A 26,812-nucleotide genomic window follows, 5' to 3' on the forward strand; every position below is an offset into this window, starting at 1 on the left:
GATGCCGATGCGCGGGTCCATCCTTGTTCTGGCGCCCGAGGGCCGGGATGCCGAGGTGATCGGTTCGGTGCTGGCCGAGATCGGTCTGGCGGCGCGGCCCTGCGCCGATCTGCCGGAGCTTTGCCGCGGCCTTGGCGACGGGACCACGGCGCTGGTGCTTTCCGAAGGGGCGCTGACCGACATCGGGCCGCTGGGCGCATGGCTGGAGGCGCAGCCGCGCTGGTCCGACCTGCCCATCGTGATCCTGACCGCGCGGCGCAGCCGTCAGGCCGGGCGGGGCCGGCAGGCCTTCTTCCAGTCGCTCGGCAACGTCACGCTGCTGGACCGTCCGCTGCATCGCGAGGCATTGCAGAGTGCGGCGCAGGCCGCCTTGCGCAGCAGGGAGCGCCAGTACCGTACCCGCAGCCACTTGGAGGAGATCACCCAGGCCACCAGCCGGCTGGAGGAACGGGTGGCGGAGCGGACGCGGGACTTGCAGGCCGAGATGGCCGATCGACGGCGGGCGGAGGACCAGCTGCATCAGGCGCAGAAGATGGAGGCGCTGGGGCAGCTGACCGGCGGTGTGGCGCATGACTTCAACAACCTGCTCCAGGGCATCGTCAGCTGCCTTGCCGTGCTGGCCCCCACGGTTCCCGACGGCATCCCGCGCGAGCTGTTCGAGGCGGCCAACCGCTCGATCGAGCGCGGTTCTCGGCTGACCCAGTCGCTGCTGTCCTTCGCCCGTCGCCAGACGCTGATGCCCGAGCCCACCGATTTGGGAGAGCTGCTGACCGGCATGAGTTCCCTTCTGGAACGCTCCCTGGGCGGCCAGATCAGCGTCATGATCGAGGTGCCGCCTGGACTTCCGGCGGCGCTGATCGACCGGGCGCAGCTTGAATCCGCCATCCTGAACCTTGCCATCAATGCCCGCGACGCCATGCCGGCCGGTGGGCGGCTGTCCCTGACGGCCTTTGTCGCCGAGATTGCTGGTGGAGACGCGGGCAGGCCGCCGGACGGGTTGGCGGAGTTGCAGCCGGGGACCTATGTGGCGGTCCGGGTGGCGGACACCGGCACCGGCATCGATCCGTCGGTGCTGCCGCATGTCTTCGAGCCCTTCTTCACCACCAAGCCGCTCGACAAGGGATCGGGACTTGGGCTGTCGATGGTCCAGGGCATGGCGACCCAGTCCGGCGGCGGTGTCCGCATCGACAGCACCCCCGGTGGCGGAACGGTCATAACCCTCTATCTGCCCAGCGTCGCGGCCGTGGCCGGCCGGCCGGAGCTGACGGTCACCGTGGTCGAACACGGTCATGGCCGAACCATCCTGCTGGTGGAGGACGACGCCATCGTGCGGATGGGGACGATGGCGCTGCTGGAAAGCCTGGGTCACCGGATCATCGAGGCGGAGAGCGGCGAGAGCGCCCTGGCCCTGCTGCGCGACGGCGCGGAGGTGGACGCCCTGGTCACGGACTTCGCCATGCCCGGCATGAACGGGGCCGAGGTGGTGCGCAATGTCCGGCAGCTGCGTCCGGGGATGCCGGCGCTGATCGTCACCGGCTATGCCGACACGCCGGATTTGGGGGAGGCCGTGCGCCTGCTGCGCAAGCCCTTCTCGCCGCACCAGATCGCCGACCAACTGGCGGCCATGCTCCCGGCCGAGGAACCAGGGTGACGGCTTATCGGGCGACGGCTCTGGTCCTGATGAAATCCAGGAAGGCCCGCAAGGGGGCCGGCACCAGACGCCGTCCCGGATAATAGAGGAATGGCCCGGAAAAGGACGGCCACCAGGATTCGAGCACGGGTTCCAGCGTACCGCTGTCCAGATGCGGGCGCAGCCATTGCTCGAACAGGTAAACGACACCGACGCCGCCGATGGCGGCATCGATGGCGAGCTCCATGATTCCACCCGGCCCAACCACCAGCGGCCCGGTAGGGTCGAGCTTGATCAACTCCCCATCGCGCTCGAATTCCCACAGCGGCATGGCGCCGCTGGCGAAGCGGCCGCGCATGCAGGCGTGGGTCATCAGGTCGCGCGGATGGCCCGGCCGTCCGTGTGCGTCGAGATAGGAGGGTGAGGCTGCAGCCGCGAAGCGCTGGCGGCGGGGACCGATGGGAACCGCGATCATGTCCTGCTCCAGCCGCTCGTCATAACGGATGCCGGCATCGCATCCGGCGGCCAGGACATCGACGAAGCTGTCCTCGCCCATCACCTCCACCCGGATCTCGGGATAGGCGGCATGGAAGGACGGCAGGATCGACGGCAGCACCAACCGCGCCACGCTGACCGGGACATTGAGGCGAAGGGTGCCCGCCACCTGGTCGCGGTAGCCGTTCACCACGTCGAGAGCGGCATCCACCTCGCGCAGGGCGGGCTCCAGCCGGGCCAGCAGGCGTTCGCCCGCCTCCGTCGGCACCACGCTGCGGGTGGTCCGGTTGAACAGCCGGACGCCGAACTGCGCCTCCAGCCGTCGCACCGCTTCGCTGAGAGAGGAGGCGCTGACATTGCCTCCCTTCGCCGCCTCGCGAAAACCGCGGGCGCGGGCCACCGCGACGAAGGCGTTCAGGTCTCCCAGGTCATGCTGCATTGTTCGGAAATCCGCACGGGCCGTTCTGATTGTGCAGACTAATCGATCGGCTGGATGGTGCCTAGATTGGCGACACCATCACGGAGGTCATCATGCCCGACATCGATAATTCCGGCAGCTTCACCTTTGGCGGCAAGGTCGTCCGCCGGCTCGGCTATGGCGCCATGCAGCTTGCCGGCCCCGGCGTCTTCGGTCCGCCGAAGGACCGCGACGCCGCGATCGCCGTTCTGCGCCATGCCGTCGAGGCTGGCGTGAACCACATCGACACCAGCGACTTCTATGGCCCGCATGTCACCAACCAGCTGATCCGCGAGGCGCTGGCGCCCTATCCGGACGATCTGCTGATCGTGACCAAGGTCGGCGGACGGCGCGGTGCGGACGCGTCCTGGCTCCCGGCGGCGTCTCCCGAGGAGCTGCGGCAGGCGGTGCATGACAATCTGCGCAATCTCGGCCTCGACGTGCTCGACGTCGTCAATATGCGGCTGTGGGGCGATCATGGCCATGCCCCGGCGGAAGGCCCGGTCGAACGGGAACTGAGCGTGCTTGCCGAGCTTCAGCAGCAGGGGCTGATCCGTCACATCGGGCTCAGCAACGCCACGGCGCGGCAGGTGGAGGAGGGGCGGCGCCTCTGCGACATCGTCTGCGTGCAGAACCATTATAATCTGGTGCATCGGGCCGACGATGCGGTGATCGACGATCTCGCCGCACAGGGGATCGCCTATGTGCCCTTCTTCCCGCTCGGTGGTTTCTCGCCGATCCAGTCCGGTCTGCTGTCCGATGTCGCCCGGCGGCTCGGGGCGACGCCGATGCAGGTGGCGCTCGCCTGGCTGCTGAAGCGGTCACCCAACATCCTGCTGATCCCGGGGACATCCTCGGTCAAGCATCTGCGGGAAAATCTGGCGGCGGCGGATGTGGTCCTGCCCGCCGATGCCCTCGCCTCGCTGGACGGCCTGGGCAAGGCGGCATGATGGTCGGTGGGCAAGGAGAGCGTGCGCGCTCCCCTTGCCTCGACGTGTGTTACCGGCGCTCCACATTCGGCAGGAAGATGGTCAACAGCCCGAGCAGCGGCAGGAAGGAGCAGGCGCTATAGACGAAGCCGATGCCGCGCCAGTCCGCCACGACACCCAGACCCGCCGCACCGATGCCGGCCACGCCGAAGGCCAGCCCGAAGAACAGGCCCGACACCATGCCGACCCGGCCGGGAAGCAGTTCCTGCGCATAGACCACGATGGCGGGGAAGGCCGATGCCAGCGCCAGCCCGATCACGGCGCTGAGAACCACCGTCGCCGTCAGGCCGACATAGGGCAGGGCCAGCGTGAAGGGCAGGATGCCGAGGATCGAGACCCAGATCACCGTTTTGCGGCCGATGCGGTCGCCCACCGGGCCGCCGATCACCGTCCCGGCGGCGACCGCCGCCAAGAAGACGAACAGGCAGAGCTGGGCATCGCCGGTAGACAACCCGAAGCGGTCGATCAGATAGAAGATGTAGTAGCTGGTGATGCTGGCCAGATAGACGTATTTGGACACGATCAGCGCGATCAGGATGGCGACGGCCCGGCCGACCTGCCGGCTGGACAGGTGGGCGTGCTGCGTCGCCGCCCGGCCGCTGGTCTTGCGGGGCTTGGCATTCCGGCGCTGCCAGCTTCCCAGCCGCACCATCACCACCATGCCGGTCAACGCGGCGAACCCGAACCAGCTGAGGCTGCCCTGGCCGTGGGGCAGGATGATGAAGGCGGCCAGCAGGGGGCCGAGTGCGGAGCCGAGATTGCCGCCGACCTGGAACAACGACTGGGCCAGCCCGTGGGCGCCGCCCGAAGCCTGCCGGGCGATGCGCGACGCTTCCGGATGGAAGACGGACGACCCGAAGCCCAGCAGCATCCCGCCGGCCAGCAGCGCCGGAAAACCGGGCGCCCAGGCCAGGGTGAGCAGCCCGAGCAGGGTGGAGCCCATGCCGAAGACCAGCGAATAGGGCATCGGCTTGCGGTCGGTGAACAGCCCGACCAGCGGTTGGAGAAGCGATGCCGTCAGCTGATAGACGAAGGTCAGCAGGCCGAGCTGGGCGAAGCTGAGGCCGAACTCGTCCTTCAGGATCGGATAGACCGCCGGCAGCAGCGACTGGATCATGTCGTTGAGCAGGTGGCAGGCGCTGATCGCGGCCAGGATGGAAAAGGCCGTCGAACCGGCATTGGACCGGCTCAGGGTGGTGTCGGTCACGGGGGTATGCCCTCTTCTCTCCGCCTCGGGCGTCCGCACCGTTGATCGGCGGTGCGGTTAGCCCGGCTTTGTTGCGTTGATTGCACCGTAAGCCTACGGTCGGCAGAGAAGGCCCGCCACCGCGGTCAGGCCAGTTTTCTACGAGTTTGGGCCATGGTCAGGAATGTTCGGGTCGACGAGATCGATGAAGTCCAGCGGCCGTTGCTCGCCACCACCCATGACTATCCGGACGGCGGCACTCTGCCGCTCCACCGGCACCGGCGCGGGCAGCTGATTTCCGGCATCACCGGGGTGCTGATCATGTCGACGCCGCAGGGCCGTTGGGTGGTGCCGCCCGATTTCGGCCTGTGGATCCCGCCCGGCATCCTGCACGAGGTCCGCATGATCGGGGCGGTGACCACCCACAGCCTGTTTCTGGACCCGGACCTGACCGAAGGCATGCCTGACCGCTGTCAGGTCGTCGGGCTGTCGCCCTTCATCCGAAGCCTGATCGCCCGCGCCGTCGATGTCCCGGCCGACTATGACCCGGACAGCCATGAGGGGGCGGTGATGGCGCTGATCCGCTACGAGATGCTGCATCTGCCGGCCCAACCCCTGACCGTGCCGTTTCCGACGAACCAAGCGCTGGCCGGGCGCTGCCGACGCTTCCTTCAGAAGCCGGCGGTGCACGAGACGATCGAGCAGTGGTGCGACGAACTGGGCGTCAGCCGGCGCGCCTTCACCCGGCTGTTCCGCCGGGAAACCGGGCTGAGTTTCCTGGAATGGCGTCAGCAGGCCTGCCTGGCCGCCGCCCTGCCGCGGCTGGTGGCGGGGGAAGCCGTCACCGCAGTCGCTCTCGACCTCGGCTATGACAACCCCGCCGCCTTCACCGCGATGTTCAAGCGGGTGCTGGGCTCCTCGCCGCGCGCCTATCTGAAGGGGGCGGACTGACCTTTCCTGTCAGGCATGGCGCATCGCCTCAAGATCGGCGATGAGGCCGGGGCCCTGCGGGTGCCAGCCGAGTTTCGCTCGCGTGAGAGCGCTGGACGCCGCCAGATCGATGCCGGCGAACATCGCCATCCAGCCGAAATGCTCGACCGCCTGTGCCTGCGGGACGGAGACCGCCGGGATTTTCAGACCGCGCGCCAGTGTTTCCACGATCTCGCGGGTCTCGACCCCTTCCTCGCCGACCGCATGGTAACGGGCGCCGGGCTCCGCTTTCTCGATCGCCAGACGATAGAGACGGGCGACATCACTCAAATGACCGGCGGACCAGCGGTTGCGTCCCTCCCCGATGTAGGCGGCGACGCCCTTTTCACGGAAGATGCCGATCAGCGGGGTGATCAGCCCCTGCTTTTCCGTATCGTGCACCTGCGGCAGCCGCATCACCCCGACATTGACGCCGGCATCCAGCAGCTCGTTGCCGGCCCGCTCCGACGCGATGCGCGGATTGGGATGGGCGTCGTCGAAAACGTCCTCGCGGGCCAACCGGCCGTGGCCGGCTCCGCCGATCCCGACACCCGAGGTGATCAGCAGCGGGCGGTCGGAGCCCTTCAGCACCGCGCCCAGCGCGCCGATCACCCGGCGGTCCTTGTCGCAATTCTCGGCGAAGCGCGAGAAATCATGGTCGAAGGCGGTGTGGATCACCGCATCGGCCTTTTCGGCGCCACCCTGGATGCTTGCCGGATCCTCCAGCGTGCCGTGGTGCGGCTCGGCCCCGGCAGCTTCCAGCGCGCGGGCGCCTTCGGCGGACCGGATCATGCCGACCACCTGATGGCCGGCTTGCAGAAGGTCTGACAGCACGGCGCGGCCGATGAAACCGGTGGCGCCGGTGAGGAAAATACGCATGGGAAAATCACCTTTCCAATTGCATAGCCCCCACTCTGCGGTACCGTGATATCCTGTTAAAGTAGTGGCGTTTTCCTAGTATAGTGGCTACCAGGATCCATCCATGCAGCCCGACACCAAGCAGGCCAACACTCTGGCCGCCTTCCTGCGCGACCGCCGGACGCGGCTCGATCCGGCGGCCTTCGGTTTCACCGGCCGGCGGCGTACGCCGGGACTGCGGCGGGAGGAGGTGGCGCAGCGCGCCAACATCAGCCCGACCTGGTACACGTGGCTTGAACAGGGGCGGGGCGGGGCGCCGTCGGCCGATGTACTGGACCGGATCGCCGGCGGCCTGATGCTGACCGATCTGGAGCGGGAGCATCTGTTCATCCTGGCGCTGGGCCGACCGCCGGAGATGCGCTACCGGCCGGTGCAGGGCGTCAGCCCGCGACTGCAACGCCTGCTGGAGTCCTTCGATGCCTGCCCGGCCTTCATCAAGACGGCGACCTGGGACGTGCTGGCCTGGAACCGGGCCGCCGCGGTGGTGCTGACCGATTACGCCACGCTTCCCCCCGACCAGCGCAACATCCTGCGTCTGGTGTTCGGCAACCCGGCGATCCGCGCCAAGCAGAGGGATTGGGAAGGCATGGCGCGGCATCTGGTCGGCGCCTTCCGCGTCGATGCCGCACGGGCCGGGGCGGTGAAGGAGATCGCCGATCTCGTCGAGGAGTTGTGCCGGACGAGCGCCGACTTCGCCCGGTTCTGGAACGAGAACGACGTCTATGCGCCGAGCGAGGGGGTGAAGCAGCTCCAGCACCCCGAACTCGGCGCCGTCGAGATGGAGTATTCCGCCTTCGCCGTCGATGGCCGTCCGGACCTGGGGCTGCTGGTTTACAACCCGCTGGACGACCGGATCAAGGACCGCATCCGGGCCATGGTCGCGCAGAGAGACCCGGCGGGACCAGGCGCGGATGCGCCGTCTCAGCGTCCTGCCGCCTGACGGCGCAGGGTCTTCAACTCCTCGAAGCGGGCGGAGACGTCGCGCATGACGGCGGCCATTCCCAGCATGGCGCCGTCGGCGTCCTTCAGCGGCACGATGGTGAACTCCACTGAGATGCGGCTGCCATCCTTGCGCGTCGCCGGCACCGACAGCAGGTCGCCGCTGCCATAACGGCTGACCCCCGATTTCATCACTTCGTCATAGCCCTCCCAATGGCGCTGGCGCTGCCGCTCGGGGATGATGATGTCCAGCGATTGGCCGATCGCCTCATCGGCGGTGAAGCCGAACACCCGCTCGGCGCCCGCGTTCCAGAAGCGGATGACGCCTTCCCGGTCGGAATAGGCGATGGCCTCGGCCGGGCTGTTCAAAAGCGCCAGCCCCAGCTGCCGCAACTCTTCCTCGTTCATCAGAATCTCCCTGTGATCGGTTCTTGGCGATGCGTCAAATGTCCAACACCAATCTTGCGCTTCGGGCACGCGAGACGCACAGCATCATCGTCTTGCCGGCGGCGCGCTCGGCGTCTGACAGGACGCTGTCGCGGTGGTCGGGCTCGCCCTCCAGCACCGTCGTCTCGCAGGTGCCGCAGATGCCCTGCTCGCAGGAGGAATCGGCCTCGACGCCCGCAGCATGGAGCGAGTCCAGAATGCCAGTCCCCGCCGGCACCGTGACGGTCACGCCGGACCGGGCGCAGACCACCTCGAAGCTTTCGTCCGGCACAACCTGACGGGCCGGCTCGACACGCGGCGTGAACCACTCGAAACGGACATCCTGAGCCGGCTGGGCGGCAGCCGCGACCGCCTCCATCAGCCGCTGTGGGCCACAGCAATAGATCGGGATATTGGTGGGCGTGGACGCCAGCAGCGCCTCCACCGCCAGCCGGTCGCCTTCGTCGGCGGCATGCAGTTCGACCCGACCATGGGGCAGGGCGCGGAGATCGTCGAGAAAGGGCGCCGCCGATGCGCTGCGCACGCAGTAATGCAGGACCCAGTCCGCCCCGCGTTCCGCCGCCTTGCGGATCATCGGCAACAGCGGGGTGATGCCGATGCCGCCGGCGATGAACAGATAACGCGGCGCGTCGTCGAAACGGAAATTGTTGCGGGGAGCGGAGATGGCGAGGTCGGTGCCCGGTTCCAGCTCCCCGTGGATGAAGCCCGATCCCCGGCCGCCCGGCACGTTCAGCACGGCGATGCGGTAGGCATGGCGGTCCGCCGGGTCGCCGCACAGCGAATAGGACCGCACCGCGCCGTCCGGCAGATGCAGGTCGATGTGGGCGCCCGGCTCGGCTGGCGGCAACAGTCGTTCGTCGGGATCGCGCAGTTCGACCAGCCGGACTTGCGGCGTGATCGGCTCCAGACGGTGCACGCGCAGCGTCCATGGCGTCTTCGGCGAATGTCCGGGCGGCGAATGTCCGGGCGTTCCCGGCTGAATACTGCTCATCGGTCTGCCTGCAAGGTTTGTCGGCGGAGTATGGTATGCCAGATCCAATGCGGGCAGCGTAAAACCTCAAGTTAACTTCAGGTCAAGCGGAAATATCGGCGCCAACCCGGAGCCGTCCCGAGCGGCCGCACAAGAACCGCCCATCCCCGGCGCCTTCACGCCGGGGATGGGCGGTTCTTGCGGACCTGTCAGATTTCGCGCTTGGACATCTGGTCGGCGATATGGTCGGCCTGCCGGATCGCCAGCGCGACGATGGTCAGGGTCGGGTTTTCCGACGCTCCGCTGGTGAACTGGCTGCCGTCCGACACGAACAGGTTCTTCACGTCATGCGCCTGCCCCCATTTGTTGACGACGCCGTCGCGGGCGTTGGCGCTCATCCGGTTGGTGCCGAGATTGTGGGTGGAGGGGTAGGGCGGGGTGTGGATGGTCCTGACCGCTCCCACCGCGTCATAGACCGCCGAGCCGCGGCCATAGGCATGGGTGCGCATGGCGATGTCGTTGGGATGGTCATCGAAATTGACGTTGGGGATCGGCAGGCCGAACTTGTCCTTCTCCGTCGCGTGCAGGGTGACGCGGTTGGTCTCGCGCGGCATGTCCTCCCCCACCAGCCACATGCCGGCGATATGGTCGTAGGCGTCCAGCGCCGAGCTGAAGTCGCGGCCCCAGGCTCCCGGATCGAGGAAGGCCGCCATGAAGGGCACGCCGAGCGACAGCGTTTCCATCTCGTAGCCGCCGACGAAGCCGCGCCGCGGGTCGAAGCGGGATTCGTCGCGGATGATGCCGGCCATGGTGGTGCCGCGATACATGTGCACCGGCCGGTCGAACAGACCATAGACCGAGCCGGTCATGTGCCGCATGTAGTTGCGCCCGACCTGACCCGACGAGTTCGCCAGCCCGTCCGGGAACATCGTCGATGCCGAGTTCAGCAGCAGGCGCGGGCTTTCGATCGAGTTGCCGGCGACCGCGACGATGCGGGCCTTCTGCCGGTGCATGGCGCCGGTGCTGTCGGCATAGAGCACGCCGTTGACCCTGCCCTTCGCGTCATGCTCGATCTTCAGCACCTGGGCGTTCGGCCGGACCTCCAGGTTGCCGGTGGCCTCGCCCTTGGGGATTTCGGTGTAGAGCGTCGACCATTTCGCCCCCGACTTGCAGCCCTGGAAACAGAAACCGATCTGCTGGCAGGAACCGCGGCCGTCGCGCGGCTTGCTGTTGATCGACATGTTGCCGGTGTGGAACTCGTTGTAGCCCAGCTTCTTGGCGCCGGCCGCCAGAACCTTGTAATTGTTGTTGCCGGGCAGGCGCGGGATGCCGTTGGTGCCGGTCGTCCCCATTTTGAACTCGGCCTTGTCGTAATAGGGCTCCATCTCCGCCAGCGTCACCGGCCAGTCGAGCAGGTTGGCGCCTTCCACCGCGCCATAGGTCGTGCGCGCCTTGAACTCGTGTTCCTGGAAGCGCAGCGAGGCGCCGGCCCAATGGACGGTGGAGCCGCCGACAGCCTTGACGATCCAGGCCGGCAGGTTGGGGAAGTCCTTCGCCACCCGCCAGCTGCCGGACGTCGTGCGCTTGTCCAGCCAGGAGATCTGGGAAAAGCTCTTCCACTCGTCGTTCACGAAATCCTGGATTTCGTGGCGCCCGCCGGCCTCCAGGCAGACGACCTTGATGCCCTTCTGGGCCAGTTCGTTCGCCAGGGTGCCGCCGCCGGCCCCCGATCCGATCACCACCACGACGCTGTCGTCATCCATCGCGAATTTCGCAACCATGTCTCGGTCCTCCCCATTTTTTCGGGCGTTCAGTGCGGCAGACGGGTGGCGCCGTCAGGCGTCCTTGATCCAGTCCAGATCGTCGAAGCCGCGATGGATGTAGCCGCCATATTCGGCTGACGCCCCTTCGTAGCCGAGCTTCGCCCACACCTCCGGCTGGTTGTAGAGGGCGACCACCATGTCGCCGCGGACCTTGCGGAAGAAGGGCGTGGTCTCGATGGATTTCAGCACGGCGACACGGTCCGCCTCGGCCTTGATGGCGGCGTAGGGTGCGTTGCGCAGCTTGCGCGCGGCGGTGTCGAGGGCCACCGCCCCCTCGTTCAGCTGGCCTGCCAGGGTGGCGTCCTTCGCCGCCGCCTGATCCATCGAGGCCAACGCCGTCTCGTAATAGGCATCGCCCAGCCGGTCGTGCGGATAGAGGTCGCGTACCATCACCAGCAGGGTCTTGGCAGCATCGGGCTTGATGGCGGTCAACCCCTCGGCCCAGGCCGGGGTCGCGCCAATCGTCACCATACCGCCGGAAACCGCACCGGCCGCCGCCACTGACGCGGCGGACGTCTTCAGAAAGTTCCGCCTGTTGAGCCGTGTCCGTTTGTCGAGAACGCGCATGATCGACGTCTCCTTCCCATGAGTTGGTTGTTGTTGGGTTCGGTTGTTGTTGATGTCCGGCGTCAGCGGTAGCGGCCGTGGCGTTGCAGGACCTCGGTCTTGTAGCCGTCCGGATCGGTGACGAAGAAGAAGCGGGCCAGCAGGGTGCCGCCGGGGGCGAACTCCTTCACCGGGGTCACCGGGAGGCCCAGGGCCGACATCCGGGCGTGCTCGCCGTCCAGATCGTCCACCGCCACCGCCATGTGGCCGTAGCCGTCGCCGTGGGTGTAGGGCGCGGTCCGGTCGTGGTTGACGGTCAGCTCCAACTCCATGTCGTTCTCGGCGTTGCGCAGGTAGATCAGCGTGAAGCCGTCGAAGCCCAGCCGCTCGGCCGGTTCCAGCCCGAAGGCCCCGGCGTAGAAGTCCAGCGACCGCTGTTCGTCGAGGACGCGCACCATCATGTGGATGATCTTTGCCATGATGCCTCCTGCGATGTCGGTGAGGGCCGGCGTTACCGTTTGGCGCTGGTTTCCAGGAACTGGACGATGCTCTTGCGGATGGCGCCGTCGTCCTGGTGGTAGTTCATGTAGCTGCCGGGAACGAACTGGTTGGAGTTGGTCAGCCAGTTCTCCAGATGGCCGGCGTCCCAGGCGAAGCCGGCACCGCGCAGCGCATCGGAATAGTCGAAGCCGTTGACGCTGCCGGCCTTGCGGCCGATGACGCCGTAGAGCGGCGGCCCGGCGCGCGGCCCGTCGTCCTTCTTCACCGAATGGCAGGTTCCACATTGCTGGCGGAACAGCGTCTCGCCATCCGCGGCCGCCGATTTCCGCATGAAGGGCGAAAAAGGAATGGACAGAAGGAGCAGCAACATCACCCAGCGGTGCGGCGACATCCTCGCGTGCATCGCATGCCTCATCGTTTGAAGATCCTCTCGAAAGCGTGGGCGCCGGTACATCGGACCGGCCGGTGCGGCGCCGTCGACCGGGATGGAGCAAGGGGCGTGCCACGCTGTGCAAAGCCGCGCCGGATAAGGGGAAAGGCGGGTTTTGTGCGGTGTCGTGGGAAGGCGCTGTTCCAACTGTTTCATTTTGGGACACTGCGGCGCGACAGATCGTCCCATTATGAGACGGTATGTTATACGGATCTTCTTTGAAATCATCAAACCGGCGGGCTCCGGCGTTCTGGCATGCCGGTTGCTTTATGGGATGGGCGTTGCAGCCGCCCCCGGTTTGGCGGTCGCAAACGGCCTGAAGCCGCAGATCTTTATCGCCGCGCCGTTGCGCCGGTGCTGGTCTGGCCGATCCCGCCCACAAAACTGCCGATGTCCCGTCATCCGGCATATGCGGCCGACGCGATCCTTCAGGTCTGGATCACCATCATCAAAATCATGGGGAGAGACGACATGCCGGATGGATTGACGCTGAACAAGATCACCAGCCAGAAGGGCATCGGCATCGGCGAGGCGGCCCGCCGCGTCGCCGATCTCGGCTGGACGCCGTCCTACGTCAAGGAGGCGATGGCTTTCCCGACCGACTACAAGATCTCCAAGGCGCCGCGCGACCCGATGAAACAGGTCCTGCGCTCCTACTTCCCGATGCAGGAGGAGAAGGACAACCGCGTCTATGGCGCGCTGGACGCGGCCCTGCGCGGCGACATGTTCCGCAATGTCGAGCCGCGCTGGATCGAATGGATGAAGCTGTTCCTGGCGATCATCCCGTTCCCCGAGATCTCGGCGGCGCGGTCGATGGCGACGCTGGGCCAGCTGGCGCCGGGCGACGACCTGCGCACCGGCTTCACCATGCAGATGATCGACGAGTTCCGGCACTCGACGATCCAGATGAACCTGAAGAAATGGTACATGGAGAACTACATCGACCCGGCTGGCTTCGACATCACCGAGAAGGCGTTCGGCAAATGCTACGCCACCACCATCGGCCGGCAGTTCGGTGAAGCCTTCCTGACCGGCGACGCCATCACCGCGTCGAACATCTATCTGCAGGTCGTGGCCGAGACCGCCTTCACCAACACCCTGTTCGTCGCCATGCCGTCGGAGGCGGCGCGCAATGGCGACTATGCCCTGCCCACTGTCTTCCTGTCGGTGCAGAGCGACGAATCCCGCCACATCGGCAATGGCCATTCCATGCTGATGTCGGTGCTGAAGGAGCCGGACAACCATCTGCTGCTGGAACGCGACATCCGCTATTCCTTCTGGCAGAACCACATGATCGTCGACGCCGCCATCGGCACGATCATCGAATACGGCACCAAGCACCGCGACAAGAACAAGGAATCCTACGCCGAGCTGTGGCACCGCTGGATCTTCGAGGACTATTACCGCACCTACCTGCTGCCGCTGGAGAAGTACGGCATCAAGATCCACCATGACGACGTCCACGAAGCCTTCGACAGCATCGTCAAGAAGAACTACGTCCACAAGATCGCCCAGTTCTTTTCCGCCGGCTGGTGGGCCAATTTCTGGCGCATCGAGGCGATGACCGAACGCGATTTCGAATGGTTCGAGAGCAAGTATCCGGGCTGGTACGACGAGTTCGGTGTCTGGTGGGAGAATTACGCCAAGCTCAGCAAGCCGGGCAGCGTGCCGATCACCTTCGCAGACACCGGCTACGTCTATCCGCACCGCTGCTGGTCGAGCCTGGTGCCCTGCGTCATCCGCGAGGATTTCACGATCGACGAGGTGGATGGCGAGCTGTTCACCTACGCCTCCGAGGTCGACCGCTGGACCCACAAGGAGGCGTTCGCCGCCGAATATCAGGGGCGTCCGACCCCGGCGATGGGCCGCTTCTCCGGTCGGCGCCAGTGGGAGGAGGTCTATGACGGCTGGGATCTCGCCGACGCCATCCAGGACATGGGCTTCGTCCGCCCCGACGGGAAGACGCTGATCGCCCAGCCGCATCTGTCCTTCGAGGAGAAGGACATGTGGACTCTCGACCATGTACGCGGCCACACCATCCGCAGCCCGCTGCTGGCGCTGCGCGAAATGACGCCGCAACAGCGTCAGGCGCATGTCGAAGAGTACCGCAAGGGCTTCAAGATCCGCCGGGTCTGAGTCCCCGACCCTCTATCTGGGCCGCCCCCTTTCCTGCTGGAGAGGGGGAACGGGCCCCCCTGCGGACATCACCGCGGAGATCGACAGACCATGACCGCACAAGCGCTACAGAACAGTCCGGCCATCCACACGGTGCGGCTTGAGCCGGTCGGCATCGAAATGGAGGTCGCGGAAGGGGAAACCATCCTCGACGCGGCCTTCCGTCAGGGCGTCTCGCTGATGCATGGCTGCAAGGAGGGGCAATGCTCCGCCTGCAAATGCCTGCTGATCGACGGCGACGTGGAGATGCTGAAATACTCCACCTTCGCGCTCTCCGATCCGGAGCGCGACAGCAACCACATCCTTCTGTGCCGCTCGCTGGCCTACAGCGACGTGGCGGTGGAACTGCTGAATTACGACGAGGATCTGCTGTCCCGCTCCATTCCGGTGAAGGACTTCACCGCGCGGCTGGCGGCGGTGCAGCCGCTGACCCACGACATCGTCGCCATCGCGCTGGACCTCGACCAGCCGATGAAGTTCTGGGCCGGGCAATATGTCGACATCACGTTGCCCGGCATCGGCCTGACCCGCTCCTTCTCGATGGGCAACCCGCCGGCGGACGGCAACCGGCTTGAGTTCATCATCAAGAAATACCCGGACGGCGCCTTCTCGCGCCAATTGGACGGCGGCCTCTCGGTCGGCGACCGGGTGAACGTGCGCGGTCCCTACGGTACCTGTTTCCGCCGCGAGGGGCGGGAGGGGCCGATGATCCTGGTCGGCGGCGGGTCGGGCATGGCGCCGCTGCTGTCTATCTTGCGCGATCAGGCCGCCAGCGGCGAGACGCGGCCGGTGCGCTTCTTCTACGGTGCCCGCAGCCGCCGCGACCTGTTCCACCTCGATCAGTTCGAGGAGTTCGCACGCAGCCTGCCGGACTTCGCCTTCATTCCCGCCCTGTCGCATGCCGAGGAGGGCGACGGCTGGACCGGCGAGACCGGCTTCATCCACGAGGTGTTGCGCCGGCACCTCTCCGACATGGATGAGGTGGAGGAGGCCGATGTCTTTTCCTGCGGGCCGCCGCCGATGATCGACGCGGTGCTGCCTGTCCTGCAGATGGCCGGCATCGAGTCCGCGCGCGTCTATTTCGACAAATTCACCCCTGCGACCCGCTGAGGCGGGTCGCTGAGGTGGGCTTATGCAAACACGGGAGGAACGACGATGACCATGCAGGAAGCCACATCCGCAGCCGCCGGGGCCAAGGTCTTTCCGGGCTCCGACAGCCGCCGTTACAATTACTTCGAGCCGAAGGGCCGCAAGGCCACCCACTACGAGGACGTGACGGTCGACGTCCAGCCCGATCCGGAGCGCTATCTTCTCCAGAACTGGATCATCTCCTTCGGTGATGGCACGCCCACATATTCCAAGGACTGGACCGCGCTGAAATGCACGGACTGGCACGGCTTCCGCGCCCCCGACCAGGAATGGGAACGCACCCATTATCAGCGCCAGTCCACCATCGTCGGCATGATCCAGAATGTGGTGGAGAACGCGCGCCGCGCCGGGGCTCCCCAGCGCTTCGACAAGGCCTGGGTCGCCGTGCTCCAGAACCATGTCGGCGCCTTCAAGCATGCCGAATATGGCCTGGGCACCGCGCTGATGCGGGCGCAGCGCTATGGCTATACCCAGATGGTCAACAACGCCATCCTGACCAACGCCTCGTACAAGCTGCGCTTCGCCCAGGATCTGACGCTCTATCTGGCCGAGGTCGGCAGCGACATCGGCGGCTTCGACCTGGATGCCGGCAAGGCGCACTGGATGGACGACCCGATCTGGCAGCCCTGCCGCGAGGCGGTGGAGCATATCCGTGCCGCCACCGACTTCCTGGAGCAGTATTTCGCCGTCAACCTCGTCTTCGAGCCGTTGGTCGGCGAGTTGTTCCGCAGCGGCTTCGTCATGCAGGTGGCGGCTGCCCAGAACGATTTCTCCACTCCGTCCGTGATCTCGGCGGCCGAGGCCGATTATGAGCGGAACCTCGCCAACGCGGTGGAGCTTTTCGCCCTGCTGCTGCGCGACCCGGCGCATGGGCAGGACAACCGGACCATGCTGCAAAGCTGGTTCACCCACCATGGCGGGCTGGCGGTTAAGGCGGCCTTGCAGTTGCAGCCGCTGTGGTCGCTCCCGCGTGTCAAGGCGGCGGGCTTCGCGGATGCCTTCGAGCGGGCTCGCGGCCGCGTCGCCGCCATCGGGCGCGAGATCGGCATCGACGCCGACCTGCCGGCCCTGCCGCCGGTGGAGGTTGGGCAGCCGGCTCCTGCGGTCACCGACGCCGCGGCCGAGTGATCCTTCCCGCATCTCCGCCACAAGAGGACGAAAACCATGAGCGTCACCACCGTGCAGCAGCTTTTCAAGCCGCTGAGGGACATCACGCAGGAAGCCACCATCTCGCACCAGTGCGGCGTGACGATGAACGACAGCGTCGAGGCGCGCTGCATCGCCGAAGTGATGGAGAGCAAGCCCGGCATCACCGTGACCTATCTGCCGGCAATGATCCGCATCGACGGCGAGGGCAGGATCGAGTTCAGGATGAGCGAGATCGGCGAGGCGCTGGGTCGCGAGATGACCCCGCACATCTTCGAGATCTCCACCTCCACCCACTATGGCCGCATGGTCATGATCGATGAGGACACGGTCGTCCTCTTCGGCAACATGGACGATGCGCTGGCCTACGAGTGACCTTGCGCCAATGATCTCGGGCAAATGATCTCGGGAAGGCGGGGTTCGTAACAGGTCCAGCGGGCTCCGCCTCTTTTTCAAATCCGCAAAATCAAGAATGGGAGGGACAGACGCCATGCCGAAGATGATGCTGCACCGTGCCGAGGCGCGGGCCGCGCTTGCCCGTGGGGTGGGCAAGCTGGCGCTGGCGGTGCGTGGCACGCTGGGGCCTAAGGGGACCAACGCGATCATCGACCGTCCCATCGGCACGCCGATGATCTCCCGCGACGGCGTCAGCATCGCCGCCGAAATCGAATTGCCCTGCCGTTTCGAGAATATGGGCGCCCAGGTGGTGCGCGAGGTCTCGAAACAGACCAACGACGTGGCTGGCGACGGCACCACCACCGCCACCGTGCTGGCCGACGCGCTGATCCAGGACGGCGTCGCCGTGCTGGCGGACGGGCATGGCTCGGTCGAACTCGTCGAGGGGATGGAGCGGGCCTGCGGCTTCGTCGTCGATCAGCTTCGCCATATGGCCCGTCCGCTGGATGGCCATCCCCGGCTGGAGCAGGTGGCGACCGTCGCAGCGACCGATCCGGTGCTCGGCCGGCTGGTGGCGGATGCCCTGCGCCGGGTCGGGATGGAAGGGGTGATCGACATCGAATACGGCCAGCCGGGCGCGCCGACGGCGCTGCATGTGCTGGAGGGCATGGTGCTGGACCGCGGCTTCCTGTCCCACCACATGGCGACCGAGCCGACCGGCCAGACCGCGGTGCTGGAGTGGCCCCGCATCCTGATGACCGATCATAAAATCACCGATCCGGAACCGGTCCTGCGCCTGATCGGGCGGATTGACGACGAGCGCCCGCTGCTGGTCATCGCCGACAGCGTTGCGCCGGAGGTCGTGGCGGCACTGATGGCCTTGCGCCGCGACGGGCGCGCCACGGTGGTGGCGATCAATCCCCCGGAATTCGGCCACTGGCGTCAGGCGACGATGGAGGACATCGCGATCCTGACCGGCGGGCGCGTGATTGCACGCGATCTGGGCGGTCGCCTCGATAGTGTGACGGCTGCGGATCTGGGGGGCGCCGGCCGCATCGAGGTGTCCGCCGGCCGCACCACAATCCTGCGCGGCCATGGCGATCCTGATGCGCTCGCTGCCCGCCGCGCCCTGGTGCAGCGCCAGTGGGAGGAGGCGCCCCCCAACATCGAGCGGGACAAGCTGTCCCAGCGGCTGGCGAAGCTGACGCACGGCACCGCCCTGATCGAGGTCGGCGGCGCCACGCCGGTGGAACAGAAACGCACCGCCCAGCTTCTGGAGGATTCGCTGGCCGCCGCCCGTGCCGCGCTGGCCGACGGGGTGGTTCCCGGCGGCGGCACCGCGCTGGCCCGCATCGCCCCGCTGCTCGACCGGCTGGCCGCAGATGTGGGGGAGGGCGAGAAGGCCGGGGTAAGGCTGGTGCAGCGGGCAATGCTCCAGCCCCTGGTCTGCATCGCCGAGAATGGCGGGCTGGACGGGGCCGGTGTCGCCGCCCGGATCACCGAACTTCCCGACGGATCCGGCTTCGATGCCCGCACCGGCCGGTTCGGCGATCTGTTCGCCGCGGGGATCATCGATCCGGTCAAGGTCACCACGCTGGCATTGCTGAACGCGGTGTCGGTCGCCAAGCTGGTGCTGACCACCCATACCCTGATCGCCGACATCCCCGACGATGTCGATCCCACCGCCGGCCCGGCCCGCGGCGGTGGAATGGAGCGCTATGGGCGGACCTGATCCCGCCCGGCCGCAAAACCTCACCTCCACCTTCGGGGAGAAAGGCAGGAAAAAAGCCATAGAGTAATCCGCTACTACCGCTCCCGCCTCGGTTCGGCTTATGTGTACTATACAAACAATCATTGGCGCGGAGGAATGCCGGGCGAATCTCCGCATCCCTGTCCAGACTGACTCTGGTCCTGAAGGGCTTTGACCAAAACACAATCGGTGCTGGGAACAGCATCAAAGACACCGGGCAAAAACGCCGGGAAGTAGGGAGGGAGCATGTTGTCCAACGAACGGGCTGGCATCGGCCGTCTGGCCGTTGCACCGTCCGCACCGGCGTTCCACGCGCTGGTGGATGGTGAAACGGCCACGATGAAAGCGTGGGAGGATTTCGTTTCCGGCTCGCGGCGGGACAATCTGCCGGTCCGCGACGTCGTCATCCGATCCTGGGCGCGATGTCAGAGCTTTCTGGTCGACGCGCGGGCGGACGCCGCCCCGGTGGTCGGCGGCGACCACATCGAAGCCCTGCGCCGCGACAACCGCGACCTGCTTCAGGCGGCGGCCTCGACCCTGGCGGAGGCGGCGGACCTGCTGGCCGGAACGCGGACGGTCATGCTCATCACCGATGCCAACGGCATAGTGCTGGAAGCCGCCGGCGACCGCGCCACGCTGAACGCGGCACGCGACATCAGTCTGGCCTGCGGCGGCCAGTGGGGCGAAAGCTGTGCCGGGACCAACGGCATCGGCACGGCGCTCGCCTCAAAGCAGCCGGTGCTGGTCCAGGCGGCGGAGCATTACTGTGCCGGTATCAAGGGGTGGAGCTGCGCCGGGGCGCCGATCCACGACCCGGTCGACGGATCGGTCGTCGGTCTGCTCGACATCTCCGGCCTGAAGCAGAGCTTCAGCGGACAGGCGCTGGCCCTGGCCGTGGTCGCCGCCCGGCAGGTCGAATGGAATCTCGCCCGCCAGACGGAGGCCGAACATGTGCGGCTTCTGGAGGCCTGTCTGGAGGACAGCCAGAGATATGCCGGCGAGGGGCTGATAGCCCTCGATGCCCGAGGGCGTCTTCTCTATGCGAGCCGCAAGGCGGCGCATCTGCTGAAGGCCACCCTGGGATCCGACCTGCCGCAGTTGAGCCGTGGGACGAGGCTGCCTATTCCGGGAATGGGGGGGGATGCCGGGGGCAGGGCGGAGGGCCGACTGCCGGTTCCGGCCGACTGGGTCCGGCCGCTGATGCTGGATGGAGAACGTCGGGGGACACTGCTGGTCATTCCCACCGCCGCATCGGCCCGCCCATCGGCCGGGCGCCGTGCCGTGCCGGACGAATCCGATCACAGCCGCTGCCGCTTCGCCGACATCGTGGGGGACAGCGACAGCCTGCGCGCCGTGATCGGACAGGGGGAACGTCTGGCGCCGCTGCCGGTGCCCATCCTGATCGAGGGGGAGACCGGGGTCGGCAAGGAACTGTTCGCGCGTGCCGTCCATGGTCACGGCGCGGCGGCCGGCGGTCCCTTCGTGCCGTTCAATTGCGGGGCCGTCTCGCGCGAGATGCTGGGCAGCGAGCTGTTCGGCTATGTGCGTGGCGCCTTCACCGGCGCGGCGGCGGAGGGGCGGATCGGCCGATTCGAGCTGGCGGACGGCGGCACGCTGTGTCTGGACGAGATCGGCGAATTGCCGCTCGACCTCCAACCCTATCTGCTGCGGGTGCTGGAGGAGGGCGTGCTGTACCGCATCGGCGACAATGTCCCGCGCCGGGTGTCGGTGCGGCTGCTCGCCATGACCAACCGGAATTTGCGCCAGGAGGTCGCCGCCGGCCGCTTCCGCCGCGACCTCTATCACCGCCTCGCCGTTACGGCGCTGCGGGTGCCGCCCTTGCGGGAACGGCATGGTGATGTTCCGCGCCTGATCTCCCATTTCAACGGCCTGCTGTCTGAGCGGCATGGCCGGGCGCCCGTCCGCTTCACCGCGGAGGCGCTGGAACTGCTGCAACGTTATGGCTGGCCGGGCAATGTCCGGGAACTGCGCAATGCGGTCGAGCGCGCGGTCCTGCTGTCCACCAGCGGGCTTGTCGGTATCGACGACCTGCCGGACGAGGTGCGCGACGCCTGCGGCTGCGTGGGGGCGGAGGTGGGAACAGGGGTGAGTGCAGAGGGCTGGCCGCTGCTGGCATCGCCGCCCCTGCCCGTCATGTCGCTGACGGTTACCGAACAGCGCGCCATCGAGGACGTGATCGCGGCGACCGGCGGGAACCTGTCGGATGCGGCGGCGGCCCTGGGCATTTCGCGCAGCACGCTGTACCGCAAGATGAGCCAGCATGGCATCGAGCGCACGACAGCCAGACGCATGGCCACCAAGAGCATGGCGGCCAGAAGCACGGCGGCCTGAAAGCCGGATCAGGGGAAAAAGGGACCAGGGAAAGGGTGGCGCATGTGCCAGATTTTCGTCAACACCGATCCGATCCTGTATGAGGCGCGGTCACGCTCGGTGCGCATCCACGGCATGGTCACCAGCATCCGTCTTGAGAACCTGTTCTGGAACGTCCTCGCCGACATCGCCGCGGATCAGGGGACCACGACGAACCGCCTGATCCTGTCACTGTACGACGAGGTGATGGAGGCGCATGGGGCGGTTCAGAACCTCGCATCCTTCCTGCGCGTGAGTTGTGTCCGCTATCTGTCGATGAAGCCGCATAAGTCGCTGCCAGCGAAGGTAGCCGAAACCCCGGACGGTTCCGAGCCATCCTTGATCGGTGACAGCACATCCGTCGTTTCACTCTGGCGGGATGGCCGTCAATCCGACAGGCCATGAAGCCATGGCGTTGCCCTAGGATTCCTGACCGGCCGTGGCGGCATCCCCGGTCGGTCAGGGGTCTCGGCAATGATCAGCGCGCCTGCCGACGGTTCCGCAGGGCGCGGGTGGCGAGGCACAGCTCCTCGAACAGGATCTGCGCGCCGACCTGGGCGGTGTTGCTGGTCGGGTCATATTGCGGCGCCACCTCCACCACGTCGGCACCGACGACATCCAGCCCGTCCAGACCGCGCAGGATCGCCAGAGCCTCGCGCGAGGTCAGGCCACCCACCTCCGGCGTGCCGGTGCCGGGCGCATAGACCGGATCGAGGCAATCGACGTCGAAGGAGACATAGACCGGGCCGTCGCCGACCACCTCGCGGGCTTTCGCGATGACCGCCTTGACGCCCATCTCCTCGACATCCTCGGCGTGTAGCACGGTCATGCCGGACTCGTAGGAGAATTCCCAGAAGAACTCGGCGCTGCCGCGGATGCCGATCTGGATGGTGCGGTCCGGATCCAGCACGCCGTCGAGCACCGCCGTGCGGAACGGACCGCTGTGGTGGAAGCGGGCGCCGTCGCCGACCCCGCTGGTGTCGCAATGGGCGTCGAAATGCACCAGGCCGACCGGCCGGTCGCGGCCCAGGCTCTTCAGGATCGAGCCGGTGATCGAATGGTCGCCGCCGACCGACAGCGGGACGACGCCGGCATCGGCCAGCCGGGCATAGAAGGCCTGGATGTCGAGATGGCAGCTGTCGTGGCTGAGATAGTTGCCGAAGGGGACGTCGCCGATGTCGGCGATCTCCACCAGGGTGGACGGCGCCAGCTTCAGCACATGGTCGTAGGGACCGATGCGGTCGGTGTTGCGCAGCGCCCGCGGTCCGAAGCGGGAGCCGGCCCGGTTGGTCACACCAAGGTCGAGCGGCACCCCGACCAGGGCGATGTCCAGCCCGCCGAAGTCCGGCAGCGCCGCCAGATCGGTGCGCAGCGGCGCATCCAGCAGGGTTCCGGCATCGCAATAGGGCTGGCGCGGCGCCTCGGCCCCGCGGAAAACCGCTTCGGCCACCTGCCGGAACTGCGGATCGAAGAAATCGGCCGGCGAGGCGGTGCCGTAGCGTTCGCGCAGGCGCGCCAGTTTCACAGTGTCAACCATGTCGCAAACTCCCTTCCTTGCCGTCAGGCTGTCGCCAGCGCGGTCACGATCTCGCCGGCGACGCGCTCGCCGGATCGGATGGCGCCGTCCATATAGCCCTGCCAGCGGGCGGCGGTTTCGGTGCCGGCCCAGTGGATGAGGCCGCAGGGAGCGGTCAGCGCCGGGCCGAGACGGGTCCAGACGCCGGGAACCATGAAGCCGGCATAGCCGCCGCGCGAATATTCCTCCTCCAGCCAGGACTGCTCGATGAATTCGCGAACCTCAAGCGCGCGCGGGCCGAACAGCCGCGCCAGGGCGTCGAGCACGGCGGTCCGCCGCTCCCCGGTGCTGCGGCCGGTCCACTCCTTGGCGTCGTCGCCCTCGATGAAGCAGACCAGGACGCCCGGCAGGCCGGATGGCGGCGAGTTGTCGTAGGTCAGGCTGATCGGGCCATCCTGGTTGACCGCCATGCCCGACAGCCCGTCCTCGCGCCAGAAGGGCGTGTCGTAGAAGCACTGGATCTTGATGCAGGCGCCCATCGGCATGCGCTGGGTCAGGTGGTCGCGCTGGCCGGGCAGGGCGGGGCTGTAGCGCAGGCGGCCGGCCAGCGCCGGGGGAAGGGTGACGATCACCCGGTCGGCGCGCAGGCTGCCGCCGGCATGCTCTATGGTGACGCCGCTGCCGTCCTGGGTGATGGCGGTGACCGGACAGTTGAAGCGGATGTCGTCGCGCAGGCTGTCGGCCAGCCGTTCGGCCAGTTGCTGGGCACCCTTGGTGAAGCGCCGCTCCTGCGCGCCGCCGGACATGCTGATCAGGCTGGCCAGCCCACCGCCGGCCTTGATGTAGACCATCACATGCAGCATCGACAGCTCGCGGGCATCGGCGGCCAGCACCGAATTGGCCAGGAAGCACATCCAGAAGGCGGCCTCCGGCGTGTTGGCGGTGCGGACGATCCACTGCTCGAAGGTGATGCTGTCCAGTTCGCCGGCATTGGGCGTCTCCCACGGGCGCTCGGCATCAGCGGTCGCCGCCAGCGCATCGAGCGCGCCGAAGATTGCCTCGGTATCCGCGAGGCCGGCCGGCTCGTGCGGAGGCAGCAGGCCGGCGAAGCGCATCAGCTTGCCGTCATAAAGGCAGAGATTCTCGCCCGCCTCGTAGGAGGGAAAGGTTTCGACCCCCAGTTCCTCGGCCAGCGCGATGACGCGATCCTGGCCCGGACCGATCCACTGGCCGCCGACATCCACCGGCGTGCCGTCCGTCGCCAACTTGGTGTTGATGCGTCCGCCGACCCGGTCGCGGGCTTCCAGGACGGTGACGCGGTGGCCGGCGGCCTTCAGGGCGCGGGCGGCGGTCAGTCCGGCGAAGCCGGCACCGATGACGGCGACATGACCAATGGATGCTTGACGGGATGCGGTGTGGATCGGGGAGTTGCCCATGGTGTCTCCGAAGGATTCGCGGGTTTGTCAGAGATACATGCGTTGGGCCGCGACGATCAGATTCTGGATTTGCTGTCTGGCCCGCGGCGTGTTGGCGGTGGCGAGCCACTGGAGGACGGTGCCGACGAAACCGGTGAAGATGAAATTCGCCAGGGCGTCGAGGTCGATGTCCAGTGAGCCGGTGGTGATCTCGGTGGAGGAGGCGAGCGCGTCCCGGTACAGCAGCAGAAGCTCCTCGTACTTCTTCTTCCCCATCCATTCCGACCCGGCGGTCGTCAGGGCGTAGAGCGTCAGGTCGTAGAGCGTCAGCTGTTCTTCCGGTGCGCGCTGAACCTCGCCCCAGATGAAGGTCAGCAGATGGTCGATCCGGTCCCGCAGAGGTTCCGGCCTGGAAAAAGCCATGTCCAGATCCTGCCGGTAGCGCGCGGTCAGATGGCCGAGCACGCTGAGCAGGATCGTTTCCTTGCTTTCGAACTGGTAATGCAGGGTCGCGAGATTGATTCCCGCTTCCGCCGCGATCTTGCGCGTGGTGGCGCCATGCACACCCTCCTTGGCGATGACGGCGATCGCCGCCTGCAGGATGGTTTCGCGCTTGGCCTCACTCTTCGCTCTCCGTAACACCTTCGGTTTCCTCCTTGGTCGACGCGGGCTGCGCGCGGGAAACGCGCGCAGGACCGGGCATTCCGGCGCGGTCGGCCGGCAGGGAACCGAAACTAGGTCAAATGACTAGTTCGTGCCAGGATTTATCGGGGGGCGCTTCGCCCCTTCGGGTCGATCGGCAGGATCGGACCGATGCGTCTGCCAAGCACTTCGGCCGCGGTCAGGCAAAGCCCGTCGCGGAACCGGGCGCCCACCAGCTGGATGCCGACCGGCAGCGGCGCGCGCACCACCGGGACCGAGATCGCCGGCACGCCGAGGAAGGCGGTGACGCAGCAGGGGCTGTGCGCCCGCAGGATCTCCAGCGCCTCGCCCTCGCCGACGGTGTCGTGGCCGACCGGGAAGGGCATGGCCCAGGCCGTCGGCAGCAGCAGCAGCGGATACCGCTCGAAGAACAGCTGCCAGGCCCGCTGGTGGGTGGCGCGGGCGGTGAAGCCGGCCAGCATCTCCTCGGCCGACAGGCGTGGCGACAGGGTGGCGGTCAGCGCCTGCGACCGGCGCAGCGGCTCGTCGGCGAGCGCCATCGCCTGCTGCATCGCCGGGCCCTGCATCTCGGTGCCCAGCATCGCCATCCACAATTGGGCGATCTCGGCGAAGCCGGGCGGTGCAGCCTCCTCCACGGCATAGCCGGAGTCGCTCAACCAGTCGCCGGCCAGCCGCAGCGCGTCGCCCACGGCGGGGTCGATGGCATAGTCCGGCGCCCCGGTGAACAGGGCGACGCGGACCTTGGCATCGTCGCCCTCCATCGCCAGCGGCGCCGGCACCCACAGCGGATCGCGAGGGTCGCGCACCGCCATCGTCTCCAACCCCAGGCGGATGTCGCGCACCGAGCGGGCCAGAACGCCCTGGGAGGAGCCGATCTGGAGGCAGAGCGAGCGCTCGCCCTTGCCGGTCGGGTTGAAGGCGGGAACCCGGCCGGTGGTCGGGCGCATACCGTAGATGCCGCAGGCGCTGGCGGGCAGCCGGGCCGAGCCGGCCAGATCATTGCCATGGGCCAGCGGACCGATGCCGGTGGCGACCGCTGCGGCGGCCCCGCCGCTGGAGCCGCCGACATTGCGGGCGGGATCCCAGGGGTTGAGGGTCAGGCCATGCGGCTCGTTGTCGGTGAACCAGCGCACGGAAAAGGGCGGCGCGTTGGTCCGGCCGATGAAGACGGCGCCGGCCTTGCGCCAGTTGGCGACCGGCGGGCTGTCGGTCTCGGCGATCAGGTCAGTGAAGGCCGACACGCCGTTGGTGGTTGCGACGCCGGCCTGATCGACATTGATCTTGGTGGTGACCGGCACGCCGTGCAGCGGGGCGAGCGCCTCGCCGGTCTCCGCCAGCCGGTCGGCCCGTTCGGCCTCTGCCAGCGCGCCGGCGCTGAGATCGCCCACCATGGCGTTGATCGCCGGATTTATGGCGTCCAGCCGCTCCAGACAGCTCCGCGTGGCGTCGAGCGCCGACAGCTCCCGCCGGGCGATCCGAGCGGCGAGGTCCGTGGCGTCCATCTGCCAGGGAGCCGGCGGTCCAGTCCTCTCGTCAGTCATGTTCGTGAATCCCTTGTCGATCCGCCCGTTTGCCGGGCCGCCTGCCTGTCAGATCCCCGGAACCGCCGGGGGATGCGCGTCCAGCTCGAAGACCGGGAGGCGCCATTTTTTGTTCATGTTTCGCTTGACACCGATAGCACCCCCTCTGCATGTTGGTCAAACGATTTGGTCAAACGACCAGATTTTTACGGAGGCCAGGCTTCGACGGCTCTCCGGCCTTCTTTGCGAACGACAAAAAGGGAGCGGTCGCGCCGCTTCCCATCCGGGTCTATCCTGTCCTCAAGGGGCAGGGAGTCCCCGTCCCCGGCAACGATCCGGCGGACGAACCGCGACCAAGGACATTCCGGCCCGTCCGCAATCCAAAGCGGCCGCGGCGACAGCGAATGCCACT

Annotated in this window: 24 protein-coding genes; 11 read left to right on the forward strand and 13 right to left on the reverse strand. The window is 67.1% G+C overall.

Going from position 1 to position 26,812, the window contains the following annotated elements; genetic code table 11:
- The first annotated feature begins 7 nt into the window (after window positions 1-7).
- A complete protein-coding gene (locus E6C72_RS23900) occupies window positions 8-1,651 on the forward strand; it encodes a response regulator (RefSeq protein WP_158280108.1) in 1,644 nt (547 codons plus the stop codon).
- A 4-nt stretch (window positions 1,652-1,655) separates the two neighbouring features.
- Here E6C72_RS23900 and E6C72_RS23905 read toward each other — a convergent pair whose 3' ends face one another.
- Window positions 1,656-2,564 (reverse strand): LysR family transcriptional regulator, encoded by a 909-nt coding sequence (locus E6C72_RS23905; RefSeq protein WP_109084144.1) that lies wholly within the window; start codon window positions 2,562-2,564, stop codon window positions 1,656-1,658.
- 92 nt (window positions 2,565-2,656) lie between these two features.
- Between E6C72_RS23905 and E6C72_RS23910 the strand changes: the two genes are divergently transcribed.
- Window positions 2,657-3,532 (forward strand): aldo/keto reductase family oxidoreductase, encoded by an 876-nt coding sequence (locus E6C72_RS23910; RefSeq protein ID WP_109084143.1) that lies wholly within the window; start codon window positions 2,657-2,659, stop codon window positions 3,530-3,532.
- A 49-nt stretch (window positions 3,533-3,581) separates the two neighbouring features.
- Here E6C72_RS23910 and E6C72_RS23915 read toward each other — a convergent pair whose 3' ends face one another.
- Window positions 3,582-4,778 (reverse strand): MFS transporter, encoded by a 1,197-nt coding sequence (locus E6C72_RS23915; RefSeq protein WP_109084142.1) that lies wholly within the window; start codon window positions 4,776-4,778, stop codon window positions 3,582-3,584.
- A 153-nt stretch (window positions 4,779-4,931) separates the two neighbouring features.
- On the opposite strand from E6C72_RS23915, the gene E6C72_RS23920 reads away from it, so the two are divergent.
- On the forward strand, window positions 4,932-5,708 hold the full coding sequence (locus tag E6C72_RS23920) for a helix-turn-helix domain-containing protein (protein ID WP_109084141.1): 777 nt from the start codon (window positions 4,932-4,934) through the stop codon (window positions 5,706-5,708).
- Window positions 5,709-5,717: 9 nt separating this feature from the next.
- Here E6C72_RS23920 and E6C72_RS23925 read toward each other — a convergent pair whose 3' ends face one another.
- Window positions 5,718-6,605, reverse strand: coding sequence for an SDR family oxidoreductase (locus E6C72_RS23925; protein WP_109084140.1), 888 nt, complete (start codon window positions 6,603-6,605; stop codon window positions 5,718-5,720).
- A gap of 103 nt (window positions 6,606-6,708) precedes the next feature.
- Between E6C72_RS23925 and E6C72_RS23930 the strand changes: the two genes are divergently transcribed.
- Window positions 6,709-7,584: a helix-turn-helix transcriptional regulator gene (locus E6C72_RS23930; RefSeq protein WP_109084139.1), complete on the forward strand. Its 876-nt coding sequence runs from the start codon at window positions 6,709-6,711 to the stop codon at window positions 7,582-7,584.
- On the opposite strand, the gene E6C72_RS23935 is transcribed toward E6C72_RS23930, so the two are convergent.
- The 6 genes from E6C72_RS23935 to E6C72_RS23960 form a co-directional block, all read right to left on the reverse strand.
- Window positions 7,566-7,991, reverse strand: coding sequence for a PAS domain S-box protein (locus E6C72_RS23935; RefSeq protein WP_109084138.1), 426 nt, complete (start codon window positions 7,989-7,991; stop codon window positions 7,566-7,568). The two genes, E6C72_RS23930 and E6C72_RS23935, sit on opposite strands and share 19 nt — an antisense overlap.
- Before the next feature lie 34 nt (window positions 7,992-8,025).
- Window positions 8,026-9,021, reverse strand: coding sequence for a PDR/VanB family oxidoreductase (locus E6C72_RS23940; RefSeq protein ID WP_169055283.1), 996 nt, complete (start codon window positions 9,019-9,021; stop codon window positions 8,026-8,028).
- A gap of 188 nt (window positions 9,022-9,209) precedes the next feature.
- Window positions 9,210-10,781: a GMC family oxidoreductase gene (locus E6C72_RS23945; protein ID WP_109084137.1), complete on the reverse strand. Its 1,572-nt coding sequence runs from the start codon at window positions 10,779-10,781 to the stop codon at window positions 9,210-9,212.
- A gap of 54 nt (window positions 10,782-10,835) precedes the next feature.
- Window positions 10,836-11,390, reverse strand: coding sequence for a twin-arginine translocation signal domain-containing protein (locus tag E6C72_RS23950; protein WP_109084136.1), 555 nt, complete (start codon window positions 11,388-11,390; stop codon window positions 10,836-10,838).
- 62 nt (window positions 11,391-11,452) lie between these two features.
- Window positions 11,453-11,848, reverse strand: a complete 396-nt coding sequence (locus E6C72_RS23955) for a VOC family protein (protein WP_109084135.1) — start codon at window positions 11,846-11,848, stop codon at window positions 11,453-11,455.
- A gap of 32 nt (window positions 11,849-11,880) precedes the next feature.
- Window positions 11,881-12,273: a cytochrome c family protein gene (locus tag E6C72_RS23960; RefSeq protein WP_109084134.1), complete on the reverse strand. Its 393-nt coding sequence runs from the start codon at window positions 12,271-12,273 to the stop codon at window positions 11,881-11,883.
- 498 nt (window positions 12,274-12,771) lie between these two features.
- Between E6C72_RS23960 and E6C72_RS23965 the strand changes: the two genes are divergently transcribed.
- From E6C72_RS23965 to E6C72_RS23995, 7 genes are all read left to right on the forward strand, one after another.
- Window positions 12,772-14,436 (forward strand): aromatic/alkene/methane monooxygenase hydroxylase/oxygenase subunit alpha, encoded by a 1,665-nt coding sequence (locus tag E6C72_RS23965; protein WP_109084294.1) that lies wholly within the window; start codon window positions 12,772-12,774, stop codon window positions 14,434-14,436.
- Between the two features lie 90 nt (window positions 14,437-14,526).
- Complete coding sequence (locus E6C72_RS23970; protein WP_109084133.1) at window positions 14,527-15,585, forward strand: NADH:ubiquinone reductase (Na(+)-transporting) subunit F; 1,059 nt, start codon at window positions 14,527-14,529, stop codon at window positions 15,583-15,585.
- Window positions 15,586-15,630: 45 nt separating this feature from the next.
- Window positions 15,631-16,752 carry an aromatic/alkene monooxygenase hydroxylase subunit beta gene (locus E6C72_RS23975; RefSeq protein ID WP_109084132.1) on the forward strand — a complete coding sequence of 374 codons (1,122 nt, stop codon included), beginning with the start codon at window positions 15,631-15,633 and terminating at the stop codon, window positions 16,750-16,752.
- 36 nt (window positions 16,753-16,788) lie between these two features.
- Complete coding sequence (locus E6C72_RS23980) at window positions 16,789-17,145, forward strand: MmoB/DmpM family protein (protein WP_109084131.1); 357 nt, start codon at window positions 16,789-16,791, stop codon at window positions 17,143-17,145.
- 115 nt (window positions 17,146-17,260) lie between these two features.
- Complete coding sequence (locus E6C72_RS23985) at window positions 17,261-18,898, forward strand: molecular chaperone GroEL (protein WP_109084130.1); 1,638 nt, start codon at window positions 17,261-17,263, stop codon at window positions 18,896-18,898.
- 264 nt (window positions 18,899-19,162) lie between these two features.
- Window positions 19,163-21,268, forward strand: coding sequence for a sigma-54-dependent Fis family transcriptional regulator (locus E6C72_RS23990; RefSeq protein ID WP_109084129.1), 2,106 nt, complete (start codon window positions 19,163-19,165; stop codon window positions 21,266-21,268).
- 42 nt (window positions 21,269-21,310) lie between these two features.
- Complete coding sequence (locus tag E6C72_RS23995) at window positions 21,311-21,691, forward strand: ribbon-helix-helix domain-containing protein (RefSeq protein ID WP_109084128.1); 381 nt, start codon at window positions 21,311-21,313, stop codon at window positions 21,689-21,691.
- A gap of 73 nt (window positions 21,692-21,764) precedes the next feature.
- Here the strand turns inward: E6C72_RS23995 and speB are convergent, their stop codons facing one another.
- The 4 genes from speB to E6C72_RS24015 form a co-directional block, all read right to left on the reverse strand.
- Window positions 21,765-22,823 (reverse strand): agmatinase, encoded by a 1,059-nt coding sequence (speB, locus tag E6C72_RS24000; RefSeq protein ID WP_109084127.1) that lies wholly within the window; start codon window positions 22,821-22,823, stop codon window positions 21,765-21,767.
- A 23-nt stretch (window positions 22,824-22,846) separates the two neighbouring features.
- A complete protein-coding gene (locus E6C72_RS24005) occupies window positions 22,847-24,238 on the reverse strand; it encodes a flavin monoamine oxidase family protein (protein ID WP_109084126.1) in 1,392 nt (463 codons plus the stop codon).
- A gap of 27 nt (window positions 24,239-24,265) precedes the next feature.
- Window positions 24,266-24,859, reverse strand: a complete 594-nt coding sequence (locus E6C72_RS24010) for a TetR/AcrR family transcriptional regulator (RefSeq protein WP_247875466.1) — start codon at window positions 24,857-24,859, stop codon at window positions 24,266-24,268.
- A 122-nt stretch (window positions 24,860-24,981) separates the two neighbouring features.
- On the reverse strand, window positions 24,982-26,421 hold the full coding sequence (locus E6C72_RS24015) for an amidase (RefSeq protein WP_109084124.1): 1,440 nt from the start codon (window positions 26,419-26,421) through the stop codon (window positions 24,982-24,984).
- Window positions 26,422-26,812: the final 391 nt, after the last annotated feature.

This window comes from Azospirillum sp. TSH100 (genome assembly GCF_004923295.1).
GTDB lineage: Bacteria > Pseudomonadota > Alphaproteobacteria > Azospirillales > Azospirillaceae > Azospirillum.

What these genes read in the sequence shown, in the direction of transcription:
- E6C72_RS23900 (WP_158280108.1), top strand. Translation starts at nt 8, where the DNA reads ATGCGCGGGTCCATCCTTGTTCTGGCGCCCGAGGGCCGGGATGCCGAG.
- E6C72_RS23905 (WP_109084144.1), bottom strand. Translation starts at nt 2,564, where the DNA reads ATGCAGCATGACCTGGGAGACCTGAACGCCTTCGTCGCGGTGGCCCGC.
- E6C72_RS23910 (WP_109084143.1), top strand. Translation starts at nt 2,657, where the DNA reads ATGCCCGACATCGATAATTCCGGCAGCTTCACCTTTGGCGGCAAGGTC.
- E6C72_RS23920 (WP_109084141.1), top strand. Translation starts at nt 4,932, where the DNA reads ATGGTCAGGAATGTTCGGGTCGACGAGATCGATGAAGTCCAGCGGCCG.
- E6C72_RS23925 (WP_109084140.1), bottom strand. Translation starts at nt 6,605, where the DNA reads ATGCGTATTTTCCTCACCGGCGCCACCGGTTTCATCGGCCGCGCCGTG.
- E6C72_RS23930 (WP_109084139.1), top strand. Translation starts at nt 6,709, where the DNA reads ATGCAGCCCGACACCAAGCAGGCCAACACTCTGGCCGCCTTCCTGCGC.
- E6C72_RS23935 (WP_109084138.1), bottom strand. Translation starts at nt 7,991, where the DNA reads ATGAACGAGGAAGAGTTGCGGCAGCTGGGGCTGGCGCTTTTGAACAGC.
- E6C72_RS23940 (WP_169055283.1), bottom strand. Translation starts at nt 9,021, where the DNA reads ATGAGCAGTATTCAGCCGGGAACGCCCGGACATTCGCCGCCCGGACAT.
- E6C72_RS23945 (WP_109084137.1), bottom strand. Translation starts at nt 10,781, where the DNA reads ATGGTTGCGAAATTCGCGATGGATGACGACAGCGTCGTGGTGGTGATC.
- E6C72_RS23950 (WP_109084136.1), bottom strand. Translation starts at nt 11,390, where the DNA reads ATGCGCGTTCTCGACAAACGGACACGGCTCAACAGGCGGAACTTTCTG.
- E6C72_RS23955 (WP_109084135.1), bottom strand. Translation starts at nt 11,848, where the DNA reads ATGGCAAAGATCATCCACATGATGGTGCGCGTCCTCGACGAACAGCGG.
- E6C72_RS23960 (WP_109084134.1), bottom strand. Translation starts at nt 12,273, where the DNA reads ATGCACGCGAGGATGTCGCCGCACCGCTGGGTGATGTTGCTGCTCCTT.
- E6C72_RS23965 (WP_109084294.1), top strand. Translation starts at nt 12,772, where the DNA reads ATGCCGGATGGATTGACGCTGAACAAGATCACCAGCCAGAAGGGCATC.
- E6C72_RS23970 (WP_109084133.1), top strand. Translation starts at nt 14,527, where the DNA reads ATGACCGCACAAGCGCTACAGAACAGTCCGGCCATCCACACGGTGCGG.
- E6C72_RS23975 (WP_109084132.1), top strand. Translation starts at nt 15,631, where the DNA reads ATGACCATGCAGGAAGCCACATCCGCAGCCGCCGGGGCCAAGGTCTTT.
- E6C72_RS23980 (WP_109084131.1), top strand. Translation starts at nt 16,789, where the DNA reads ATGAGCGTCACCACCGTGCAGCAGCTTTTCAAGCCGCTGAGGGACATC.
- E6C72_RS23985 (WP_109084130.1), top strand. Translation starts at nt 17,261, where the DNA reads ATGCCGAAGATGATGCTGCACCGTGCCGAGGCGCGGGCCGCGCTTGCC.
- E6C72_RS23990 (WP_109084129.1), top strand. Translation starts at nt 19,163, where the DNA reads ATGTTGTCCAACGAACGGGCTGGCATCGGCCGTCTGGCCGTTGCACCG.
- E6C72_RS23995 (WP_109084128.1), top strand. Translation starts at nt 21,311, where the DNA reads ATGTGCCAGATTTTCGTCAACACCGATCCGATCCTGTATGAGGCGCGG.
- speB (WP_109084127.1), bottom strand. Translation starts at nt 22,823, where the DNA reads ATGGTTGACACTGTGAAACTGGCGCGCCTGCGCGAACGCTACGGCACC.
- E6C72_RS24005 (WP_109084126.1), bottom strand. Translation starts at nt 24,238, where the DNA reads ATGGGCAACTCCCCGATCCACACCGCATCCCGTCAAGCATCCATTGGT.
- E6C72_RS24015 (WP_109084124.1), bottom strand. Translation starts at nt 26,421, where the DNA reads ATGACTGACGAGAGGACTGGACCGCCGGCTCCCTGGCAGATGGACGCC.